This is a genomic window from Streptomyces sp. NPDC001020, assembly GCF_053599115.1.
Genome location: NZ_JBSFLQ010000004.1, coordinates 1 through 19,362 on the forward strand (window position 1 = coordinate 1; position 19,362 = coordinate 19,362).

At 69.1% G+C, this 19,362-nt stretch carries 16 protein-coding genes and 1 pseudogene; 7 read left to right on the plus strand and 10 right to left on the minus strand.

All coding sequences use genetic code 11. The features are described 5' to 3' along the window. Positions 1-135 precede the first annotated feature (135 nt). The 5 genes from ACWDEX_RS04305 to ACWDEX_RS04325 all read left to right on the plus strand — a co-directional run bounded on the left by ACWDEX_RS04305 (position 136) and on the right by ACWDEX_RS04325 (position 7,649). The gene (locus ACWDEX_RS04305; RefSeq protein ID WP_450461655.1) at positions 136-780 is read left to right on the plus strand and encodes a serine hydrolase; all 645 of its coding nucleotides are present in this window, start codon (positions 136-138) and stop codon (positions 778-780) included. A 111-nt stretch (positions 781-891) separates the two neighbouring features. Then, the gene (locus ACWDEX_RS04310) at positions 892-1,680 is read left to right on the plus strand and encodes a DeoR/GlpR family DNA-binding transcription regulator (protein WP_450461657.1); all 789 of its coding nucleotides are present in this window, start codon (positions 892-894) and stop codon (positions 1,678-1,680) included. 296 nt (positions 1,681-1,976) lie between these two features. Next, positions 1,977-2,381 carry a hypothetical protein gene (locus tag ACWDEX_RS04315; protein WP_450461658.1) on the plus strand — a complete coding sequence of 135 codons (405 nt, stop codon included), beginning with the start codon at positions 1,977-1,979 and terminating at the stop codon, positions 2,379-2,381. Between the two features lie 80 nt (positions 2,382-2,461). Then, positions 2,462-4,318: a glycoside hydrolase domain-containing protein gene (locus ACWDEX_RS04320; protein ID WP_450461659.1), complete on the plus strand. Its 1,857-nt coding sequence runs from the start codon at positions 2,462-2,464 to the stop codon at positions 4,316-4,318. A gap of 196 nt (positions 4,319-4,514) precedes the next feature. Beyond that, the gene (locus ACWDEX_RS04325) at positions 4,515-7,649 is read left to right on the plus strand and encodes an alpha-N-acetylglucosaminidase (protein ID WP_450461660.1); all 3,135 of its coding nucleotides are present in this window, start codon (positions 4,515-4,517) and stop codon (positions 7,647-7,649) included. Here ACWDEX_RS04325 and ACWDEX_RS04330 read toward each other — a convergent pair. The 5 genes and pseudogenes from ACWDEX_RS04330 to ACWDEX_RS04350 form a co-directional block, all read right to left on the minus strand. Then, entirely contained in the window at positions 7,636-7,809 is a 174-nt protein-coding gene (locus tag ACWDEX_RS04330) for a hypothetical protein (protein ID WP_450461661.1), read from the minus strand. The two genes, ACWDEX_RS04325 and ACWDEX_RS04330, sit on opposite strands and share 14 nt — an antisense overlap. 113 nt (positions 7,810-7,922) lie before the next feature. Beyond that, on the minus strand, positions 7,923-8,168 hold the full coding sequence (locus ACWDEX_RS04335) for a hypothetical protein (protein ID WP_450461662.1): 246 nt from the start codon (positions 8,166-8,168) through the stop codon (positions 7,923-7,925). Between the two features lie 33 nt (positions 8,169-8,201). Then, positions 8,202-8,663: pseudogene (locus tag ACWDEX_RS04340) on the minus strand (SDR family NAD(P)-dependent oxidoreductase); the annotation flags it as partial. A 157-nt stretch (positions 8,664-8,820) separates the two neighbouring features. Then, positions 8,821-9,195 (minus strand): nuclear transport factor 2 family protein, encoded by a 375-nt coding sequence (locus ACWDEX_RS04345; RefSeq protein ID WP_450461663.1) that lies wholly within the window; start codon positions 9,193-9,195, stop codon positions 8,821-8,823. 41 nt (positions 9,196-9,236) lie between these two features. Further along, positions 9,237-10,439 (minus strand): MFS transporter, encoded by a 1,203-nt coding sequence (locus ACWDEX_RS04350; RefSeq protein WP_450461664.1) that lies wholly within the window; start codon positions 10,437-10,439, stop codon positions 9,237-9,239. Positions 10,440-10,529: 90 nt separating this feature from the next. On the opposite strand from ACWDEX_RS04350, the gene ACWDEX_RS04355 reads away from it, so the two are divergent. Beyond that, on the plus strand, positions 10,530-11,096 hold the full coding sequence (locus ACWDEX_RS04355; RefSeq protein ID WP_450461665.1) for a TetR/AcrR family transcriptional regulator: 567 nt from the start codon (positions 10,530-10,532) through the stop codon (positions 11,094-11,096). Positions 11,097-11,267: 171 nt separating this feature from the next. Here ACWDEX_RS04355 and ACWDEX_RS04360 read toward each other — a convergent pair. Beyond that, positions 11,268-12,430 (minus strand): IS3 family transposase gene (locus tag ACWDEX_RS04360; protein WP_450461666.1). Its coding sequence is split into 2 segments (ribosomal slippage): positions 11,268-12,143 and positions 12,146-12,430, totalling 1,161 coding nucleotides; the frame shifts between segments, so codons are not numbered across the junction. A gap of 388 nt (positions 12,431-12,818) precedes the next feature. On the opposite strand from ACWDEX_RS04360, the gene ACWDEX_RS04365 reads away from it, so the two are divergent. Beyond that, positions 12,819-14,204: an MFS transporter gene (locus ACWDEX_RS04365; RefSeq protein ID WP_450461667.1), complete on the plus strand. Its 1,386-nt coding sequence runs from the start codon at positions 12,819-12,821 to the stop codon at positions 14,202-14,204. Between the two features lie 116 nt (positions 14,205-14,320). Here the strand turns inward: ACWDEX_RS04365 and ACWDEX_RS04370 are convergent, their stop codons facing one another. From ACWDEX_RS04370 to lnt, 4 genes are all read right to left on the minus strand, one after another. Beyond that, positions 14,321-16,252 carry a helix-turn-helix domain-containing protein gene (locus ACWDEX_RS04370; RefSeq protein WP_450461669.1) on the minus strand — a complete coding sequence of 644 codons (1,932 nt, stop codon included), beginning with the start codon at positions 16,250-16,252 and terminating at the stop codon, positions 14,321-14,323. 68 nt (positions 16,253-16,320) lie between these two features. Further along, positions 16,321-17,121, minus strand: coding sequence for a 3-hydroxybutyrate dehydrogenase (locus tag ACWDEX_RS04375; RefSeq protein WP_450461670.1), 801 nt, complete (start codon positions 17,119-17,121; stop codon positions 16,321-16,323). A gap of 55 nt (positions 17,122-17,176) precedes the next feature. Next, on the minus strand, positions 17,177-17,656 hold the full coding sequence (locus tag ACWDEX_RS04380; protein ID WP_450461671.1) for an NUDIX hydrolase: 480 nt from the start codon (positions 17,654-17,656) through the stop codon (positions 17,177-17,179). Between the two features lie 9 nt (positions 17,657-17,665). After that, positions 17,666-19,327, minus strand: coding sequence for an apolipoprotein N-acyltransferase (gene lnt / locus ACWDEX_RS04385; protein ID WP_450461672.1), 1,662 nt, complete (start codon positions 19,325-19,327; stop codon positions 17,666-17,668). Between the last annotated feature and the right edge of the window lie 35 nt (positions 19,328-19,362).

Genomic DNA, 19,362 nt, shown 5'->3' on the forward strand with positions numbered 1-19,362 from the left:
TGTTGATGTCGCAATCCACACCGAACCCGGAAGGCCCTCACTCGTTCAAGATCACTCCACCGTGAACCCTGTCACCAACCTCCGTGGACAGAACATCTAGCCCACACCCGCCTACGGTCCGCCCCCGGCACCCGCATGCGCTACTCCAACTTCGGCGCCGCCATCCTCGGCCACGCCCTCACCAACGCGGCTGACAGCACCCTCTACCCCACCCTGCTTGAAACCCGCATCCTCGCTCCCCTGAACCTCCACGACACCAGCTGCACCGCTACCTGCCCGCCGCACACCACGCAGGTCACCGGCTACCGGCGCCACCACGCCCAACACCCACTGCGCATGCCCGGTCTGACCCCTGCAGGATCCCTCCGCAGCAGCGTCCGCGACCTGCTCGCCCTCGTGGAAACCCTTCTCTCCCCGCCTTCTGGCGCAATCCCACCCACGCTGCGCACCGCACTGGACGTCGTATTGCGGCCGCGGCTCCGTATGCCGACCGGCAACAGCCTGGCCCTCGTGTGGAACATCCGTCCCCGCCCGGACGGCTCCATCGTCTACCACCACTCAGGCGGCACCTTCGGATGCACCGCCTTTGCCGCCTTCACCCCCCCCACCACCGCACCGCCCTGGTCGCCCTGGCGAACACCACGGGGCAGGTGGTGGTGCGGTCGGTGCCAACTGGAGCGCTCGCCCGTCCCCTCTCGGCGATTGAGGGCGCGGTGTCGGGTAGCTCGGGGCGAGATGCCCCTGTGCCTGTTCAGGGCGGGCGGATGGAGATCGCGGTGACGGAAACCGTGGAAGCTGATGCACAGAAGTGCTGCTTTCGAAGCCATAAAGAACTTACGGATGCTTCCGTGGTTTCATGGGCGCCCACACTGCTGACAGGGAGCGACTGAGATGGCGGCACCGCAGGCCAGGTGGAGCGCGCTGTTGGACTTGCTGACGCGCGACGGGCGTATCGAGGTCGAGGCGGCTGCTGCCGAACTCGCGGTGTCCGCAGCCACGATCCGACGTGATCTCGACGAACTGGCTCGCCAGCAGATGGTCACCCGAACCCACGGTGGCGCGGTGATCAACGCGATCGCGTACGACCTCCCGCTGCGTTACAAGGCGGCACGCCACGCCCCGGAGAAAGAGCGGATAGCGCACGCGGCGGCCGGCCTCGTCAAGGCCGGTGCGGTGGTGGGTCTCAACGGCGGCACGACCACCACCGAGGTCGCGCGGGCGCTGGCGACCAGGGGCGACCTGGGCTCAGAGGGCGGCGCCCAACCGTCGCTGACGGTCGTCACCAACGCGCTGAACATCGCCAACGAACTGGTCGTGCGCCGCCATGTCAAGCTCGTCGTCACTGGCGGAGTGGCGCGCCCGGCCTCGTACGAACTGATCGGGCCGCTGGCCACCGAAGTCCTCGCCGAGATCACGCTGGATCAAGTCTTCATCGGAGTCGACGCGATCGATGCCGTGTACGGCGCGACCGCCCATCACGAGGGTGAGGCCAGCATCAACCGGGCGCTGGCGCGGCGCGCCCAGCAGGTTGTCGTGGTCGCCGACTCCTCCAAGCTGGGCAAGCGGGCGTTCGCGCGGATCTGCCCGTTGGAGGACATCCATGTGCTGGTGACCGACAAGGATGCTCCCCCCGAGCTGATCGAGCCGTTCGCCGCCGGAGCAGAGATCGTCCGCGCTTGAATGTCCCCACGGCGCAAGGGTGTTCCCAGGGTGTGTCACCACGCGCGCGGCCCGGGTCCGGACAACCCGCGCCATCTCACTCGTTCGGTGATTCTCGCCTGACGCCGTTCGCAGAAATGGACACAGCCTCTCAACGCCCGGCCCGCCATCAAGCGGCAACATCGTCCTGCGCAGCTCCGCAGAATCAAGGACTGCATCGTTGACAGATGATTTTTTCTGCAAGAGTATGTGCGCGAAATTACAAGAACTTGCATCGCCGTCAGAGACTCCATGCCACTCCCCGCTTGGAGGACACAGTGCGTGCACAGTCCCGCAGACTCGGCGCGACACCTGCCGCTGCCCTGCCCATGACTCTCGCCTCGCCCGGCACGGCAGCCTTCGCCCAGCCGTCGCGGACCGACTCGGCCCCGCGGCCGACGGTGACCGAGCCCGCCGACGCCGGCGCCCTCACACTGCAGCTCGCCGACAAGGCAACCCGCACCGTACGTCTGTCCCCGGGCACTTGGCGTGACGTCAGCCAGGGCACCGTGATCCGCGGCCCGAAGGACCTCAAGGGCTACGGCACCCCCTTGGGCGTCACCCCGACCTTCGTGAACCTCAAGGCCAAGGGCGCCGACAAGGCCGCCTCGGGTGTCAACGTCAACTACCCCGGCGAACGCATCCAGGCCTTCTTCGGCGGCTTCTCGGTCACCGCACCCTGACGCTTCCGGCCACCGCAGACCGGAAGCAACCCGCAGCTTCGGCATCATCCGACAACCCTTTTTTCCGAAAGGGCCCACTCATGTCACAGCCTGCGCGCACGCCTGCCCTCATCGCCTCCTTCCTCGCTGGCGCACTCGTCGCGACCACCACCACCGTCATCGCGGCCACCGACGACGACCAGCAGAAACCCACCACCACCTGGCTGACCGTGAAGGTCGCCGACGCCATGGGTACCAGAGACACCATCACCTGGGTGCCCACGGGATCCTTCGCCAGCTCCGCCGAGGTCCGCGTCCCGCGCTATCCGATGACCACCATCGAGGGCAAGGACACCAAGGACCTCGCCCTGGACGCCGTACGAGGCGAGCAGGTCTCCGCGCAGATCGCCATCGCCTCCGGCAAGAGCCTCAAGGACGTGCACGCCAAGGTCGGCGACCTGACGGGGCCGGGCGGCGCGAAGCTCGACGGAGACAGCACTCAGGTGCGGTTCGTGAAGTACATCCCCGTGCAGCGCTCCAAGACCGAGGCCGACTGGTCGGCCAAAATCGACCAGGTCAGCTCCGCGAAGGAGGTCTCTGGCGACCGCAACCCGGACGTCGTCGGAGATCCCCTGGAGGAGCGCGACTCGGTCGACGTACCCGCGTACGCGGCCCAGCCGCTCTGGTTCACCTTCCACATCCCGAAGAACGCCAAGCCCGGCAGGTACAAGGGCACGGTCCGCGTCGACGTCGACGACGCCACCCAGGCCACGTACCCGCTGACCATCGATGTCGCCGACGCCACCGTGCCGACCCCCGCCGACCACAAGTTCTTCCTCGACGTCTGGGCTCAGCCGGAGACCATCGCACAGGCCCACAAGGTCACGCTGTGGTCAAAGGAGCACTGGAAGCTCATCGAGGCGTACGACCGTGATCTGGCGTCGCGTGGGCAGAAGGTCATCAACACGACGATGGTCGACAACCCCTGGCATCACCAGTGGTCGCTCGGCACCCGTCAGTCGCAGACCGCGACGCCGTACTCCAGCATGGTCGGCTGGAAGTGGAACGGGACCAAGTTCGCCTTCGACTTCGACCGCTGGGACCAGTACGTCGAGACCGCCAGGAAAGCCGGGCTCGGCCCCGACATCGGCGCCTTTTCGATGCTGGCGTTCCAGGATCAGGAACACCTCACCTACACCGACACCCGTACCGGGAAGACCGTCTACGAGAACGTCGATCTGGGCGGGGACCGCTGGCGGGAGGCCTGGGGCGCGTATCTGCCCGCCTTCGAGGCCCATCTGAAGAAGAAGGGCTGGCTGGGGCACGCCTGGCTGTCCTTCGACGAGCGGCCGATCAACACCATGACGGTGGTCAAGGACTTCGTGCACGAGGTGGCGCCGGTCTTCGACAACCGCATCTCCGTCGCCGGGTCGATCACCACGGAGGGCGTCGCGTCGAACCTGTCCGTGAACTGGGGTGGCATCGACGCGATGACGCGGGAGAAGGTAGCCGAGCGGCGCGCGGCCGGCAAGATCACCACGTTCTACGTGTACGGCGTGCCGGCCCACCCCAACACGCTGTCGTACTCGCCCGCCGTCGAGTCACGGATGCTGCCGTGGATCTCCGCGCAGCGCAATCTCGACGGGTTCCTGCGCTGGTCGTACAACAGCTGGACCAGCGACCCCTTCAAGCAGCCCGTGTACGTCTTCACCCAGGGCGACGAGTACCTGGTCTACCCGGGGAAGAACGGGCCGATGTCCAGCATCCGCTGGGAGCAGTTGCAGGAGGGCATCGAGGACTACGAGCTCATCGCGCAGCTCCGCGAGAAGGACGGCAAAGACAGCGCCGCTCTCACCGAGGCCCTCGCCAAGGCCACCAGGAATCTGGACGGCCGTACGAAGGACGTGACCGACATCCAGGCCGCGCGGGCGGCCGTGGTGAAGGAGCTGACGTCTTGAGGGAGCGCGGGAGACCCTGCTGCTGCCATACCCCTGACCGCTCCCGCCGCCACTGCTTCCGGCTGCCCAGCCCGGACGCTTGGCCTGACGTGCTGCAGAAGGTGGTCCCGCCCCGCACATTTTCGCGATGACCGTCGCCTGATCCCAGATGGCCCGAATTCGGAAGAACCGGAAAGTCGTGAAAGGCAGGACGCTCATGACAGGCAATCGACCTCTCAGCCGCAGACGTCTGCTGACGGGAGCGGCCGCGTTCGGCGGTGTGGTGCTGCTGTCCCCGCCACAGGGCGCCCACGCGGCACCGGAAACCGCGCGCCAAGCCACGAAGCCGTTCGACACGACCCCCGCATCGCTCGCGCTGCGACGGCTGCTGCCCGATCACCACCGGCAGGTCACGCTGCGCGCGCTGACCACCGGCAGCGCCGACCGGTTCCTGGTCACCGGCCGAGCCGGGGCGATCACTGTGGAGGGCACCAGTCCGGCGGTGCTGCTCACCGGCCTCAACACCTATCTCGCACGGGCGGCGAAGGCCGACATCTCCTGGAACGGCGAACAGCTGAACCTTCCCAGACTGCTCCCAGCCCCCGCCGGTGAGATCGCCGGATCGACGAACGTGCCGCACCGATTCGCCCTCAACGACACCAACGACGGCTACACCGGCCCCTACCGTGACTGGGACGCGTGGGAACGGGAACTGGACGTCCTCGCACTGCACGGCATCAACGACGTCCTCGTCTACACCGGCGGCGACGCCGTCTACTACGACACCTTCCGCCAGTTCGGCTACTCCGACGCGGAGCTGCGGGCATGGATCCCGGCCCCGGCCCATCAGCCGTGGTGGCTGCTGCAGAACATGTCCGGGTTCGGCGGCCCGGTGTCCCAGCGGCTCATCGAGAAGCGCGCCGACCTCGCCACGAAGATCATCGACCGTGTGCGGGAACTGGGCATGACCCCGGTGCTGCCCGGCTACTTCGGCACCGTGCCCGACGCGTTCGTGGCGAAGAACGGCGGTGACGCGGCGGTCGTACCCCAGGGCGACTGGGGCGCCTTCAAACGGCCCGACTGGCTCGATCCGCGGACGACGGCGTTCGAAGAGGTCGCCGCCGCCTTCTACCGTGCTCAGTCGGAACGCTTCGGCGACAGCACGATGTACAAGATGGACCTGCTGCACGAGGGCGGAAACCCGGGTGACGTACCCGTGGGACAGGCCGCGAAGGCCGTGGAGAAGGCGCTGCGCAAGGCCCACCCAGGCGCCGTCTGGGCGATCCTCGGCTGGCAGAACAACCCGAGCAAGAAGATCATCGACGCCGTCGACAAGTCCAGGCTGTTCGTCGTGGACGGACTGTCGGACCGCTACACCACGGTCACCGACCGGGAGCGCGACTGGGGCGGCACCCCGTACGCGTTCGGCAGCATCTGGAACTTCGGCGGCCACACCCCGATGGGAGCCAACGCCCCCGACTGGGTGGAGCAGTACCCGAAGTGGCGGGACAAGGACAACAGCGCCCTGGCCGGCATCGCCGCCATGCCGGAGGCCGCCGACAACAACCACGCCGCGCTGGCCCTGCTCACCGACCTGGCCTGGACGCCCGGCACCATCGACCTCGACGACTGGTTCGCCTCGTACGCCGTGTCCCGCTACGGCGGCGAGGACCCGCACGCCCTCGCAGCCTGGAAGATCATCGGCACCACGGCATACGGCATGACCCGCGCCGACTCCTGGGCCGAGGCACCCGACGGACTGTTCGGGGCCCGCCCGAGCCTGGGCGCGAAAAATGCCGCGGTCTGGGGACCGGAGGCGGTCCGCTACGACACCACCGCGTTCGATCCGGCGCTGACCGAACTGCTCCAGGTGGCGCCCGCGCTGCGCGACAGCTCGGCGTACCGCTACGACCTGGCCGATGTGGCCCGGCAGGTGCTGTCCAACCGGAGCCGGATGCTGCTGCCGCAGATCAAGGCCGCCTACGAGATGGCCGACCGCGCCCGTTTCGACGAGCTGACCGGCACCTGGCTGGGCTGGATGAAGCTCATGGACAAGGTGCTGGCCACCAGCAAGCAGCACCTGCTCGGCAGGTGGCTGGCCGACGCCCGCTCCTGGGGCGGCACAAGGACCGAGAAGGATCAACTGGAGTACGACGCACGGTCGATCATCACCACCTGGGGCGGCCGGGCCAGCAGCGAGGAAGGGCTGCACGACTACGCCAACCGGGAGTGGTCCGGGCTGGTCGGCGGCCTCTACCTCACTCGCTGGAAGCTGTACTTCGATGAACTGTCCCGTGCCTTGAAGGGGAACCGCCCGCCGAAGTCGGTCGACTGGTTCGCGGTGGATGACAACTGGGCGCACCGGCACGACAGTTACCCGACGAAGGCCACCGGTGACGTCCACAAGCTGGCGCGGCAGATCTACAACAGCCTGGCCGTCGACGTGCACCAGGCCACGCTGACCGCTTCTTCCTCCAAGGGCGTGGTGACGAAGGGCAGTGCGGTCACGGTCACGGTGGCGTTCACCAACCGCAACGGGTTCGCCCCGGCCACCGAGGTGGCGCTGTCCGTCGAGGCGCCCGAGGGGATGACCGCCCGTCCCGTCGGGGTGGTGAAATCCGCCTCGGTCGCACCGGGCGAGACGTTCTCAGCGGACTACGAGATCGCTCTCACCGGGTCCGTCGCCGATCTGGTGAACCGAGTTGTGGCCACTGCCTCGTACCGCAGCGGCGCCCCGGCGGCCTCGCCCAGGGGTTCGGCCAAGGTGTCGGTGCGACTCATGGTCGGCACGGGCGTGCGGGACCCGTACCGGACCGCGAGCTTCAACGACGCCGCCTTCGGCCAGGCAGGTACCGCGCTGGCCATCGAGGGCGCGGGCGCCGATCTGTGGGGCGTCACCAACGAGTTCGGCACCATCCACCGCGCCGGCGCGTTCGGGACCGCCTCCACCGCAACGGTGAGCGTCGCCTCGCAGGACAGCACCGGTCCTTGGGCCCGCGCCGGGCTGATCGTACGCAACGACCTGTCCGCCGACGGCTCGACCGGGTACGTCAACCTGGCCGTGACACCGTCCAACGGGTGCGTGCTGTCCTGGGACTCCGGCCAGGACGGAACGTTCGACTCGATCAAACTGGCCGGCGCCTTCACCGCACCGGTGTTCCTGCGCCTGACCCGCGCCGGCGCCGCCTACACGGGCGAGGCCAGCACCGACGGCACGACGTGGACCACCATCGGCACGGCCACACCGGGCGGCGCAGCCGACACCCAGGACGTAGGGGTCTTCATGACGGCGGCGAACGGCTGGACCACCACCCGTGGGATCGCGGAGTTCCGAGACTTCACGGTTTCCTGAGCTCTCGCCGGGAGTGGGTGAAGCCGCTCGCGGCCTCCTCTGTCAGCGCACCCATGTCCTGGTCGGTGTCGCCCTGCTCGACCACGGCCCCCTCGTCCGTCAGCAGCTCGAGAACCGGCCCACAGCTGCCTGCTGCGATTTCCTCAGTGTCATGCAGCATGCTCCCGCCCTCCTGCACCGTCACACGGCCGTGGACGCGGCGCAGGTAGGCGGCGAGTTTGCGGATGGACCAGCCGGTGAAGGGTTGGCCGAGCTGCGCATGCCGATGGCGGATCAGCGCGATGGGAAGTCAGACGTGGGGAACGGGATTGCGGTGAGTTCTTCGCTGAGGTCCAAGAGGCGTGCGCGTGCAGTGAGGTCGTATGCCTGGGCATGGGCGCGGGCGGGCGCAGTCCGGTTGAAGTAGGTGCCGGTAGTGGCGTCGAGGGCGGGGTCGGTGGCCAGGCGGGCCAGGTTGGTGACGCCTTCGTCGAGACTGCTCTGTACGGAGAACAGGTGGGTGACGATCTTTGTGGGCATGTAGGAGGCGGGGTGCAGGGCGTTGACGGTGACGCCGTGAGCGCGCAGGAGCTCGGCATGCGCGAAGGTCAGCGTGATCTGCGCGAGTTTGGCCTGGCAGTATGCCTGGACACCGTCCCAGGAGCGTTGCAGGAGCGGATCGTTGAAGTCGAGGGCGGCCTGTCCGGCGGAGCTGACGTTGATGACGCGGGCGCCTGGCGTGCGGGTGAGCAACGGGGTGAGCAGGCTGCTGAGGATGTAGGTGGCCAGGTAGTCGACCTGGAAGGTCAGTTCCAGGTCGTCGTGGCTGGCCTGGCGTGCAAGCTCGACGCCGATGCCGGCGTTGTTGACGAGGACATCGAGGCGGTCGCGGGCCGCGATGCGTTCGGCGAAGTCGCGGATTTCCTGCAGGCGGGAGAAGTCGGCGTTTTCGTAGGAGACCTGGGTGTTGCCGGTCTGGGCGCGTAAGTCGTCCAGGAGCTGTCGCCCCTTGGCTGGGTTGCGGCCGTGGAGGATGAGGGTGGCGTCCTGGGCGGCAAGGCGGTGCCAGGGCCCGGCCGAGGCCGTCGGTGGCGCCGGTGATCAGGACGGTCTTGCCGGTGAGCGGCGCGGGGCGGGCGCTGATGGGCATGCTGCCTCGATTCTGGGACGGAACAGGGGTCTGGGGGTGGTGTCAGACGGCGGGGTGGCCGCTGGTGGTGGTGGCGGGGATGTCCTGGTGGACGTCCCAGTGTTCGACGATGATTCCGTTCTCGATGCGGAAGATGTCGACGACGGCCTGGCCGTCCTCGCCGGGGGCGGGGGTGAAGTGGCTGTGGACGAAGACGAGGTCGCCGTCGGCGGCGGTGCGCTTGATGTCGAATCGCATCTGGGGCATCTGGCCGCGCAGCATGTCGATCAGGCCGGTCAGTGCGTCGAGGCCGTCGGGCAGGTTCGGGTTGTGCTGGACGAGATCGGCGGCGATGTACTTGGCGGCGGTGTCGGTGTGGCCCTGGTTCCAGACGGTTTCCATGAAGTCGCGGACGAGGGCGGTGTTCTGGCTGGTCATGTGAGTGTTCCTGTTCTTCGGTCGGGTTTTGCGGTACTGGATCAGCGGCTGGCGGCAGCGGCCGGGGCCGTGGCGGTAGTGGTGGAGGCCGGGTGGGGGTGGCGGCCGGAGGCCCGGTGGGCGGTGGCGGCCACGGCAAGCGGGAGGAGTGCGGCGGCGGGCAGCCAGGCGGCGCCCAGTGCCGGGAGCAAGGTGGAGCCGAGCAGGCTGCCCAGGCTCATGCCCAGATAGAGGGAGGAGGCGTTGAGGGCGAGGCCGAGGGCCCGCTGGTCGGGGACCAGGGCGACGAGGCGGGCCTGCTGGGGCGCCTGGAAGAGCTGGCTGAACGTGGCCCAGACGGTGAAGGCGACGACCGCGACCGTGAAGCGGCCCGGGGCCAGCAGCAGTGCGGCGAAGGCCACACCGAACCCGGTCAGCGCCACCGTGATCGTCAGTGGTCCGCCGAACCGTTCGAAGACCCGCCCTGCCACTGCATTGCCCGCCACGCCCGCGATGCCGAACACCAGCAGGAGGGTGGCGACTTGGCCGGTGGTGGCGTGGAAGCGGTCGGCGAGGTAGGCGCCGGCGACACCGTAGACGGTGAACTGGGCGGCCATGAACGCCAGCGTGGTGGTGATCGCCGAGAACACTCCGGTCGTGCGCAGCACCGGGCGGAACGCGGAGGCGGTGGTCGGAGTGCCGCGCTCCATGGCGGGCACGAGGGCGGTGACGAGGGTGAGGGCGATCAGGGCGAGGGCGGCTACGCCGACGGTGGTCAAGCGCCAGCCGATGCTCTGCCCCAGGCTGGTGCTGAGCGGGACACCGAGCACGGTCGCGGCCGTCATCCCGGCGAACACGGTGGCCAGCGCGCGGGCCCGGCGTTCCTGCGGTACGAGCGCAGAGCCGGCGGCCGAGGCGGCCGGGCCGAAGGCGGCCCCGCCCAGAGCGGTGAGCACTCTGGCCGCACACAGCATTGCGTAGTTGGGGGCGAGGGCCGCAGCGACGCCTCCGGCGGCCATGACCGCGAGGCCGGACAGCAGCACGCTCTTGCGGCCCAGCCGTCCTAACAGCACCGGGGCGAGCGGGGCGGTGAGGGCGAAGGTGAGCGCGAATGCCGTGACCAGGAGGCCGACTTGGGCCTGGGTGACGTGCAGGTCCTCGCTGATGGGGGCGCTGAGCCCGACCACGGCGAGGGAGGAGGTGCCGAAGGAGAAGTAGCCCAGGGCCAGCGCCCACAGGGCCGGTCCGGAACGGCGGGAGGTCATCACGCCCTCACTTTCAATACGGTGCGGTGCGGTTCGTAATGAAATTAGATTACGGAACGGTCCGTATGTCAATCCCGTATGGTGGAGCCCATGAGCGGACGACCCAGAGACCCCGGGGTGGACGGCGCCATCCTGCGCGCGACCATGGACCTGGTGACCGAGAACGGCTACCGGGCGGCGAGCATCGAAGGCATCGCGGCCCGTGCGGGCGTCTCCAAACAGACCGTCTACCGGCGCTACCGCAGCAAGGGCGAGGTGATCCTCGACGCGCTCGCCGCCTACGCAGCGGGCAAGCTACCCGTCCCCGACACCGGCACCCTCCAGGGCGACCTCACCGAGCTGTTGACCGTGACCTTCGCTGCCCAGCAGGGCATCAGCGGCACCCTCAACCGGGCTCTCGCCGCCGAGGCGATCGGGGACGAGACCTTCGCCCGCACCGTGTGGGAGCGCCTGATCCTGCCGCGCCGCGACGTGGTCCGCTCACTGCTGGAGCGCGCCCGACAGCGCGGCGAACTCGCCTACGCCGACGATGATTTCCTCATCGACCTCGTCTATGGGCCGATGTGGTACCGGCTCCTGTTCGAGCCCGCCACACTGGACACCGACTACGCCCGCCGGACCGCCGACACCATCACCGCCCTGACCTCGGCACGCTGAGCGCGGTACACGCGGCTACTTCGCAGCGACCCGCCGCAAAGCCGCCCGTCACCGCGCACAACACCAGCACCCTGACAGCGTGAGGCTAAGGGCCGTCCTGCCGCGGGCGGGTGAATGCCAGAGCACGCGAACGCCACGCGGGTCTGCTGCAAGTCTGGGTGACAGGTTCGGTCACGCGGCCTGGAGGGCCGGTGTGGTCATGACGGTCTCGAATTCGACGGGAGTGAGCCGGCCGAGCGAGGCTTGTCTCCGGCGTCGGTGGGAGGTCCTCTCGATCCAGGTCACGATCGGGATCCGCAGTTCCTGACGGGTGGACCACGAACGGCGGTCGAGGACGTTCTTCTGCAGCAGACTGAAGAAGGACTCCATGGCCGCGTTGTCGCCTGCCGCCCCGACTCTCCCTATCGAACCGGCCATCTGGTGGCCGTCGAGCGCCCGAACGAGCTTCCGCGACCGGAACTGCGACCCGCGATCGGTATGCAGAACGCACCCAGCAACGTTCTCCCGGCGGGCAACAGCGTTGTTCAGGGCAGCCACGGCGAGGCGGGACTTCATCCGCGCATCGATGGAGTAGCCGACGATCCTCTTGCTGAAGACGTCCTTGATCGCGCAGAGATACAACTTCCCTTCAGCTGTGGCGTGTTCGGTGATGCCGGCGAGCCACAGGCGGTTCGGGTCATCCGCGGTGAAGTCACGGCGGACCAGGTCGTCGTGCACCGGCGGACCGGGCCTCTTGAGCTTGCCGCGCTTCTCCCCGAACACGCTCCACCAGCGGTTGTCCCGGCAGATCCGCCACGCAGTCCGGTCGGCCATGACCGATCCCGCACCACGGGCTTCATCGGCCAGGAAGCGGTAACCGAACTCCGGATCCTCACGATGGGCGCTGAACAACGCGTTCGCGCGGTGAGCCTCCTCCAGAACGGCATCGGTCACCGGCCGGTCGAGCCAGTGGTAGTAGGGCTGTCTCGCGAGCTTGAGGACCCGGCACGTGACCGTGACGGGAACCTCGTCCACGGCCAGCTCCTTCACGAGCGGGTAGATCCTTTTCCCGGCAGATTCGCCTGCGACAGGTAAGCCGCGGCCCGGCGCAGGACCTCGTTCTCCTGCTCCAGCAGCTTGATCCGCTGACGCGCGGCCCGTAGTTCAGAGTTCTCCTGCGTGGACGTTCCGGGTTTTACCCCGTCGTCGATGTCCGCGCGACGCATCCACTTCCACAGCGTCATCGCGTGCACTCCGAAGTCGGCGGCCACCTGCTCGACCGTCACACCCGGGCCGCGGTTCCTCGCGACCCGCACGACGTCCTCGCGGAACTCTTCCGGATAAGGCTTCGGCACAGCGACATCCTCCCCACCCGCCCCGCAGGGCAAGCCAGTTCAGATGTCACCCGATCGTGCAGCAGACCCGAGTTCTACGCAGCACAGCCAGCACCAAGTCAGCACGGGAGGGGCTGGGACGGGTGATGACTTGGGCTTTTAGTCAGCACCAAGTCAGCACAGGAATCAGTACCGCGCTTCCAAATCGTCCCCTAATGAGGCAAGTCGGACACAGTCCTTCGCGGCCTCTTTGAGGCCCTCTCAAAGGCTCCGGCACCGCCTCCATGGTGACCACGCGCACCCCGACGCCTCGAACTATGGTGTCCCACCACATACGCCGCTGACCTGCACGTTCCTACGGTGTGGCGACACGCATACGTCCCCCGTCGAACGCCAGGAAGTGGTGCCGATGTCCTCCCCCGCAGCCGCTCCACCAGCCCCTTCGAACCTTCCCCGCATCGTTGCCGCGAGCCTCATCGGCACCACCATCGAGTGGTACGACTTCTTCCTCTACGGATCCGCCGCCGCACTCGTCTTCAACAAGCTGTTCTTCCCTGACTCCGACCCGTTGGTCGGCACGCTGTTGTCGTTCCTGACGTACGCCGTCGGGTTCGCTGCCCGTCCGCTGGGTGCTCTGGTCTTCGGGCACTACGGGGACCGGATCGGGCGCAAGAAGTTGCTGGTGCTGAGTCTGCTGATGATGGGCGGGGCGACCTTCGCCATCGGACTGCTGCCCACGCACGCTTCGGTCGGCACCGCCGCGCCCGTCCTGCTCACCACGCTGCGGCTGGTGCAGGGCTTCGCCCTCGGCGGCGAGTGGGGCGGTGCCGTCCTGCTCGTGTCCGAGCACGGCGATGCGCGGCGGCGCGGCTTCTGGGCCTCCTGGCCGCAGACCGGGGCACCCGCCGGGCAACTCCTCGCGACGGGTGTGCTGTCACTCCTGACCGCCGTGCTCTCGGACAGCGCGTTCGGTTCCTGGGGTTGGCGTATTCCGTTCCTCCTGTCCGGCGTACTGGTGATCGTCGGTTTGTGGATTCGTCTGTCCGTCGATGAATCGCCTGTGTTCCAGCAGGCGTTGGCGCAGGCCGAGGCACGTAAGGCGGCCAAGAGCACCAGTGTGGAGAAGCTGCCGCTGGTGTCCGTCCTGCGCCACCACTGGCGCGACGTGCTGGTCGCCATGGGCGCGCGCATGGCGGAGAACATCAGCTACTACGTGATCACCGCCTTCATTCTGGTCTACGCCACCACATCGGCCGGCGTCTCCAAGCAGACCGCGCTCAACGCCGTCCTCATCGCCTCCGCCGTGCACTTCGCCGTCATCCCGGCGTGGGGCGCGCTCTCGGACCGGATCGGCCGCCGCCCCGTCTACCTGCTGGGCGCGGCTGGAGTCGGCCTGTGGATGTTCCCCTTCTTCTCGCTGATCGACACGGGTAGCTTCGGGAACCTGATCCTCGCCGTGACGGTCGGCCTGGTGCTGCACGGGGCGATGTACGCGCCCCAGGCGGCCTTCTTCTCGGAGATGTTCGCTACCCGTATGCGTTATTCGGGCGCGTCCATCGGGGCACAGTTCGCCTCGGTCGCGGCCGGCGCGCCCGCCCCGCTCATCGCGACCGCGCTGCTGTCCGACTACGGCAGTTCCACACCGATCGCCCTGTACGTCATCGCGGCGGCCGTCGTCACCCTGGTCGCGGTAGGCGTCGCCAAGGAGACACGGAACCGCGATCTGGCCGGGGTCGACCCCTCGGCGGACGCGGAGCCCGCCAAGGCGCGGGCCGCGGACGCACACACGGTCTGAACCGTGGTCACGGAAGGCCCCGTACACGTGGGTGCGCGAGTTCGCCGCACCTGAGCCCTCCGCCGTCGGCATCGCTGTGCTCTGGCGTCTGCGCGTACCTGCGGTGCGCGCTCGCGTCAGTGCCCAGGCGTCGACGACAACCGGTGCAGCCGCAGCGCCAGTTGTATCTCCAGGGCGCGGGCCGGGCTCTGCCAGCCGTCGCCGAGCAGGCGGCCCACCCGCTCCAGGCGCTGCGCCACCGTGTTCACGTGGACGTGCAGTTCTTCCTTGGTGCGCGCCGGGCTCATCCCCGAGGCGAAGTACGCGTCGAGAGTACGCACGAGATCGGTGCCGCGGCGTCCGTCGTAGGCGACGACCTGGCCGATGGTGCGCTCGACATAGCCGGCGATGTCCCGGTCTCCGGCGAGCAGTAGCCCGAGGAAGCCGAAGTCCTCGGCGGCGGCCCCGTCCCCTGCGCGGCCCAGCAGCCGCAGGGCGTCGAGGCAGCGCCGTCCCTCCGCGTAGGCCGCGGCCACGGCGTCCGGGCGGCCGGCGAGGTCCGCGACCGGCGCCGAGGCTCCGACAGTCACCTCCTCGCGGACGGTGACGCCGAGTTGCCGTGCGGTGCGGCGGGCCAGGCCCGTCGCGGTGTCACCCGGATTCAGGGGCAGCAGCAGGACCGTACCGCCGTCCCGGGCGGCGGCGAGCCCGTGCCGGGTGGCCGCGAGGTGGGAGGCGGCGGACCACAGGCGGCGGCGCGCGGCCGCCGCCTGGTCGGCATCGGCCGCACCGCCGTCGAGGCGGGCGGCGAGCACCACATGGGTGGCGTCGAGGTCGGCACGCAGCAGGGCGGCGCGCTCGCGCAGGACGCGCGGGTCACGGTCGCGGGCGTCGAGGAGGTCGTCCAACAGCTCGCCGCGTACACGCTGTTCGGCCTCGGCGGCCGAGCGGCGGGCGAGCAGCAGCAGAGAGGTCACCATCGCGGCGCGCTCAAGGGTGCGCTGGTCGACGGGGTCGAGCCCCGGATGGCCGCGCAGCACGAGCGCACCGAGCAGCTCGCCGCCGGCCGTCACGGCGGCGATCCAGTCGGCCCCGTGCCGCACGGCGTGTCCCCCGGCGCGAGAAGCCTCCAGTGGGGCGGCGGGGGCGGCTGCCGCCTCGGTGAACTCGACCGTGCCGTCCAGGACCTGGGAGACCGCCGCAGCCACGTCGTGAACGCCGCCACCGCGCAGGACGAGTTCGGCGAGCCGGTCGTGGACGTCCGAGGCGCGCTCGATCGCCGCACTGCGGTCGCGGATGATCTCGTTGGCCCGGGCGAGCCGGTCCAGCGTGGAACGCGTCTCTGTGAGGAGGTTCGCGGTGTCGATGGCCGCTGCGGCCAGCGCGGCGAACGAACCGAGGAGCGCGATCTCCTCCCGCTCGAAGACCCGGGCACGCCGGTCGGCGGCGAACAGCACCCCGATGACCTGCGGACCGATCATCAGGGGCACACCGAGGATCGCCACGAGCCCCTCGTCGCGCACGCCGGTGTCGATCGTCCAGGTGTGCTGGAAGCGGCCGTCCTCGAAGTAGTCGGGCGTCACATACGGGCGGGCGGTCTGGGCAACGAGGCCGCCGAGCCCCTCACCCATGCCGAGCCGCAGTTGCTGGAAGCACGCTGCGACCGAGCCCTCGGTGACCCTCATATACGTGTCGCCCGCGGCTTCGTCGTGCAGCGTCAGATACGCGACGTCGGTACTCAGCAGTGACCGGGCGCGCTGGACGATCGCCTGCAGAACGGCGTCGAGGTCGCGCAGCCCGGCCAGGTCGTGGGCGGTCTCGAAGAGCGCGGACAGCTCCGCCTCGCGGCGGCGTCTGCCTTCCATCTCCGCGCGCACGCGCAGCGCGAGCTGCTTGGCCTGCTCGAGTGCGTGGACGCGCTCGGGCGGCAGGCCCTCGGCACGGGCGAGCAGGACCGGCTGCTCGTAGGCATCGGCCGAGGCGCCGCGGGCCAGGAGCTGCAGGAACGGCTCTTCGGCCCCGGCACCGACGCCGGGGCGCTCCGCGGACTGTACGTGATCGCGAGACATACCCCCAGGATGGCCCACGGGCGGCCCGGACCGTCCGGCCCTGTGGACAATTCTTGGCATGTCCGCAGTCAGTGTGCCGTCCAGCCGCCGTCGAGGACCAGTGACGTACCGGTGACGAACGAGGTCGCCGGGCTGCACAGGTAGGCCACCGCCTCGGCGACCTCCTCAGGTTCGATCAGCCGTTTGACGGCACTGTCCTGCAGCAGCACCTCGGACAGCACGCGCTCCTCGGAGATCCCGTGGGCTCGTGCCTGGTCCGCGAGTTGTTTCTCCACGAGTGGCGTGCGCACATAGCCCGGGTTCACACAGTTCGAGGTGACGCCGTGGGGGGCGCCCTCGAGAGCGGTGGTCTTCGAGAGCCCTTCGAGCCCGTGTTTGGCGGCGACGTACGCGGACTTGAACGCGGAGGCCCGCAGCCCGTGGACCGACGACACATTGACGATGCGGCCCCAGCCCTGTCCGTACATATGGGGCAGTGCCCCGCGGATGAGCCGGAAGGGGGCCTCAAGCATCACCGTCAGAATGGTGTGGAAGACATCGGGTGGAAAGTCCTCCAAAGGGCGCACCAGTTGCAGCCCCGCGTTGTTGACGAGGATGTCGGCGCCGACGGCGGCCTGTCCGGCCGCGTCCAGGTCGGTGAGGTCGAGAACATGCGGCTCGACAGTGCCCGCAAGGCCACCCGCCGCGCCGACGACGGCGTCGAGGCCGGAGGAGTCCCGGTCGACCGCTCTCACCTTCGCCCCGGCGGCGGCCAGCCGCAGTGCACAGGCGCGGCCGATACCGCCGGCGGCACCGGTGACGAGGGCGGTGCGTCCGCCGAGGTCGAGCAAGGTGGCCTGGGGACCCGTACGGGAATGGGGCGCGTTCATATGCCGACCCTAGGCAGCACGCGCGCCCCGCCCCCATATGGTCAGCGCCCACACTTCACCCCGGATTGGTGGGGTCAAACCATGTGGGTGCATCCATCAACGCTTGCTTGATCCTGAACATGCCGAACTCGTTCAGCTCCGGCAGCGCGTCCACCGCGAACCAGCCGACCTCCAGCGACTCGTCGTCGTTGACGCGCGCCTCGCCGCCGACGGCCCGACAGCGGAACGTGATGTCCATGTACTGGCATACGTCGCCGTTCGCGTACCTCACCGGGCTCAGGGCCTGGACGAGGACGACCCGTTCGACGACGCACTGCACGGCCGTCTCCTCGTACACCTCGCGCACGGCGCACGCCGCGGGCTGCTCCCCGGGATCCGGGATACCGCCGATCACCGACCACCTACGGGTGTCGGCGCGGCGTCCCAGCAGCACCCTGTCGTCCTCGTCGAAGACGATGGCGGTGACGCCGGGGAGCCAGAGCAACTGTTGACCCGCGGAAGCCCGAAGGGCCTGGATGAATTCAGGAGTAGCCATGGGCCGACCCTAACGGGCCGGTTTCGCGGCTTCCTGCTCGACAAGCGGGACGGGCTGATCGCCTCGCTCACGGCGAGCGCGGACTGCCGACGCCACCGCCCAGCCGAACCCGACGGCCGCGATGAGCACCAGTGCCGTCTCGGGCAGGGTGCCGAGCCGTGTTGCGGGCGTCTCGGAGGAGCGCAGCGGCACCTTCTGGACGAGCGAGTCGGCCACGAACATTCCGGTCCGCTGCGTGATCTTCCCGTCCGGCATGATGACCGCGCTGACGCCGCTGGTCACCGGCACCGTGACGGTGCGGCTGTGCTCCACGGCGCGCACCCGTGACATGGCGAGTTGTTGGTAGGTCATCTCGCTGCGGTCGAAGGTCGCGTTGTTGCTGGGCACCGAGATCAGCTGCGCGCCGTTGGTGACCGTGGAACGCACCGTCCAGTCGAAGGCGGCTTCGTAGCAGGTGACGAGCCCGACCCTGGCATCCGCCATGGTGAACACGCCGGGCTTGTTGCCCCGGCTGAAGTCCTGGCGCACCATCGACGTCCAGTTGTTGTTGATGGCGCCGAGCAGCGAGCGCAGCGGCAGGTACTCGCCGAACGGCTGCACCTGCCGCTTGTCGTAGGTGTCGACGGGACCCTTGTCCGGATCCCACAGGATCTGCTCGTTGTACAGCTCGCCGTCACGCTCGACGACACCGCCGACCGAGATCGGCACGCCGATCGCCTTCGCGGCACCCTCGATCACGGCGGCGGCATCGGCGTTGGCGAACGGGTCGATGTCGGAGGAGTTCTCGGGCCACAGGACGAGGTCGGGCCGCGGGGCCTTGCCCGCCTTGACCTTCTCGGCCAGGCGCTCGGTCTCGCGCGCGTGGTAATCGAGAACGGCACGGCGCTGGGCGTTGAACTCCAACCCGGAGCGCGGCACGTTGCCCTGGATGACCGCGACGGTCGCGGTGCCGTCCTCGGCCTCGTCGCTGACCAGGGATCGCGCGGCGACAGCACCCACCACGGGAACGGCCACGCTCAGCACAGCCATGAGAGCCGCGCCGCGCCGCAGCGCGCCCCCGGCGCGCCGCCCGTCCACCACCAGGCGCACGATCTCGCACAGCCCGAAGCCGCACAACACGACCGCGAAGCCGAGTACCGGTGTGCCGCCCACCGCGGCGAGCGGCAGGAACACACCGTCCGCCTGGCCAAAGGCGATCTTGCCCCAGGGGAACCCGCCGAAGGGCACACGCGCGCGTGCCGCCTCCCCCGCGATCCACAGCGCGGCCGCCCACACCGGCCAGGCGGGCAGCCTGGAGACCAGCACGACGCCCGCGCCGACCAACGCGACGAAGAGCGCCTCCACTGCTACGAGCGCGAGCCATGGGCCGGGACCGACCTCGACGCCGGTCCACACGAGCAGCGGCAGCAGGAAGCCGAGGCCGAACAGGTAGCCGAGGCCGAGGCCCGCCTTCCAGGTGCGGTCGCGCAGGGTCCAGCCGAAGACGGCGAAGGCCGGGAGGGCCAGCCACCACAGGGTCCGGGGCGGGAAACTCACGTAAAGCAGCACTCCGGCGAGTGCCGCGGCGGCCGCCGGAACGAGGCGGCGTACCCAGCGGGCACCACGGGGTGCGGGTATGGCCTGGGGTTCGAGCTGTTCCGGCTCGCCCACGGAAGGTGCGGTGACGGTCACCCGGGGAGTGTACGGTGCGTGACCACGCCCCCGAC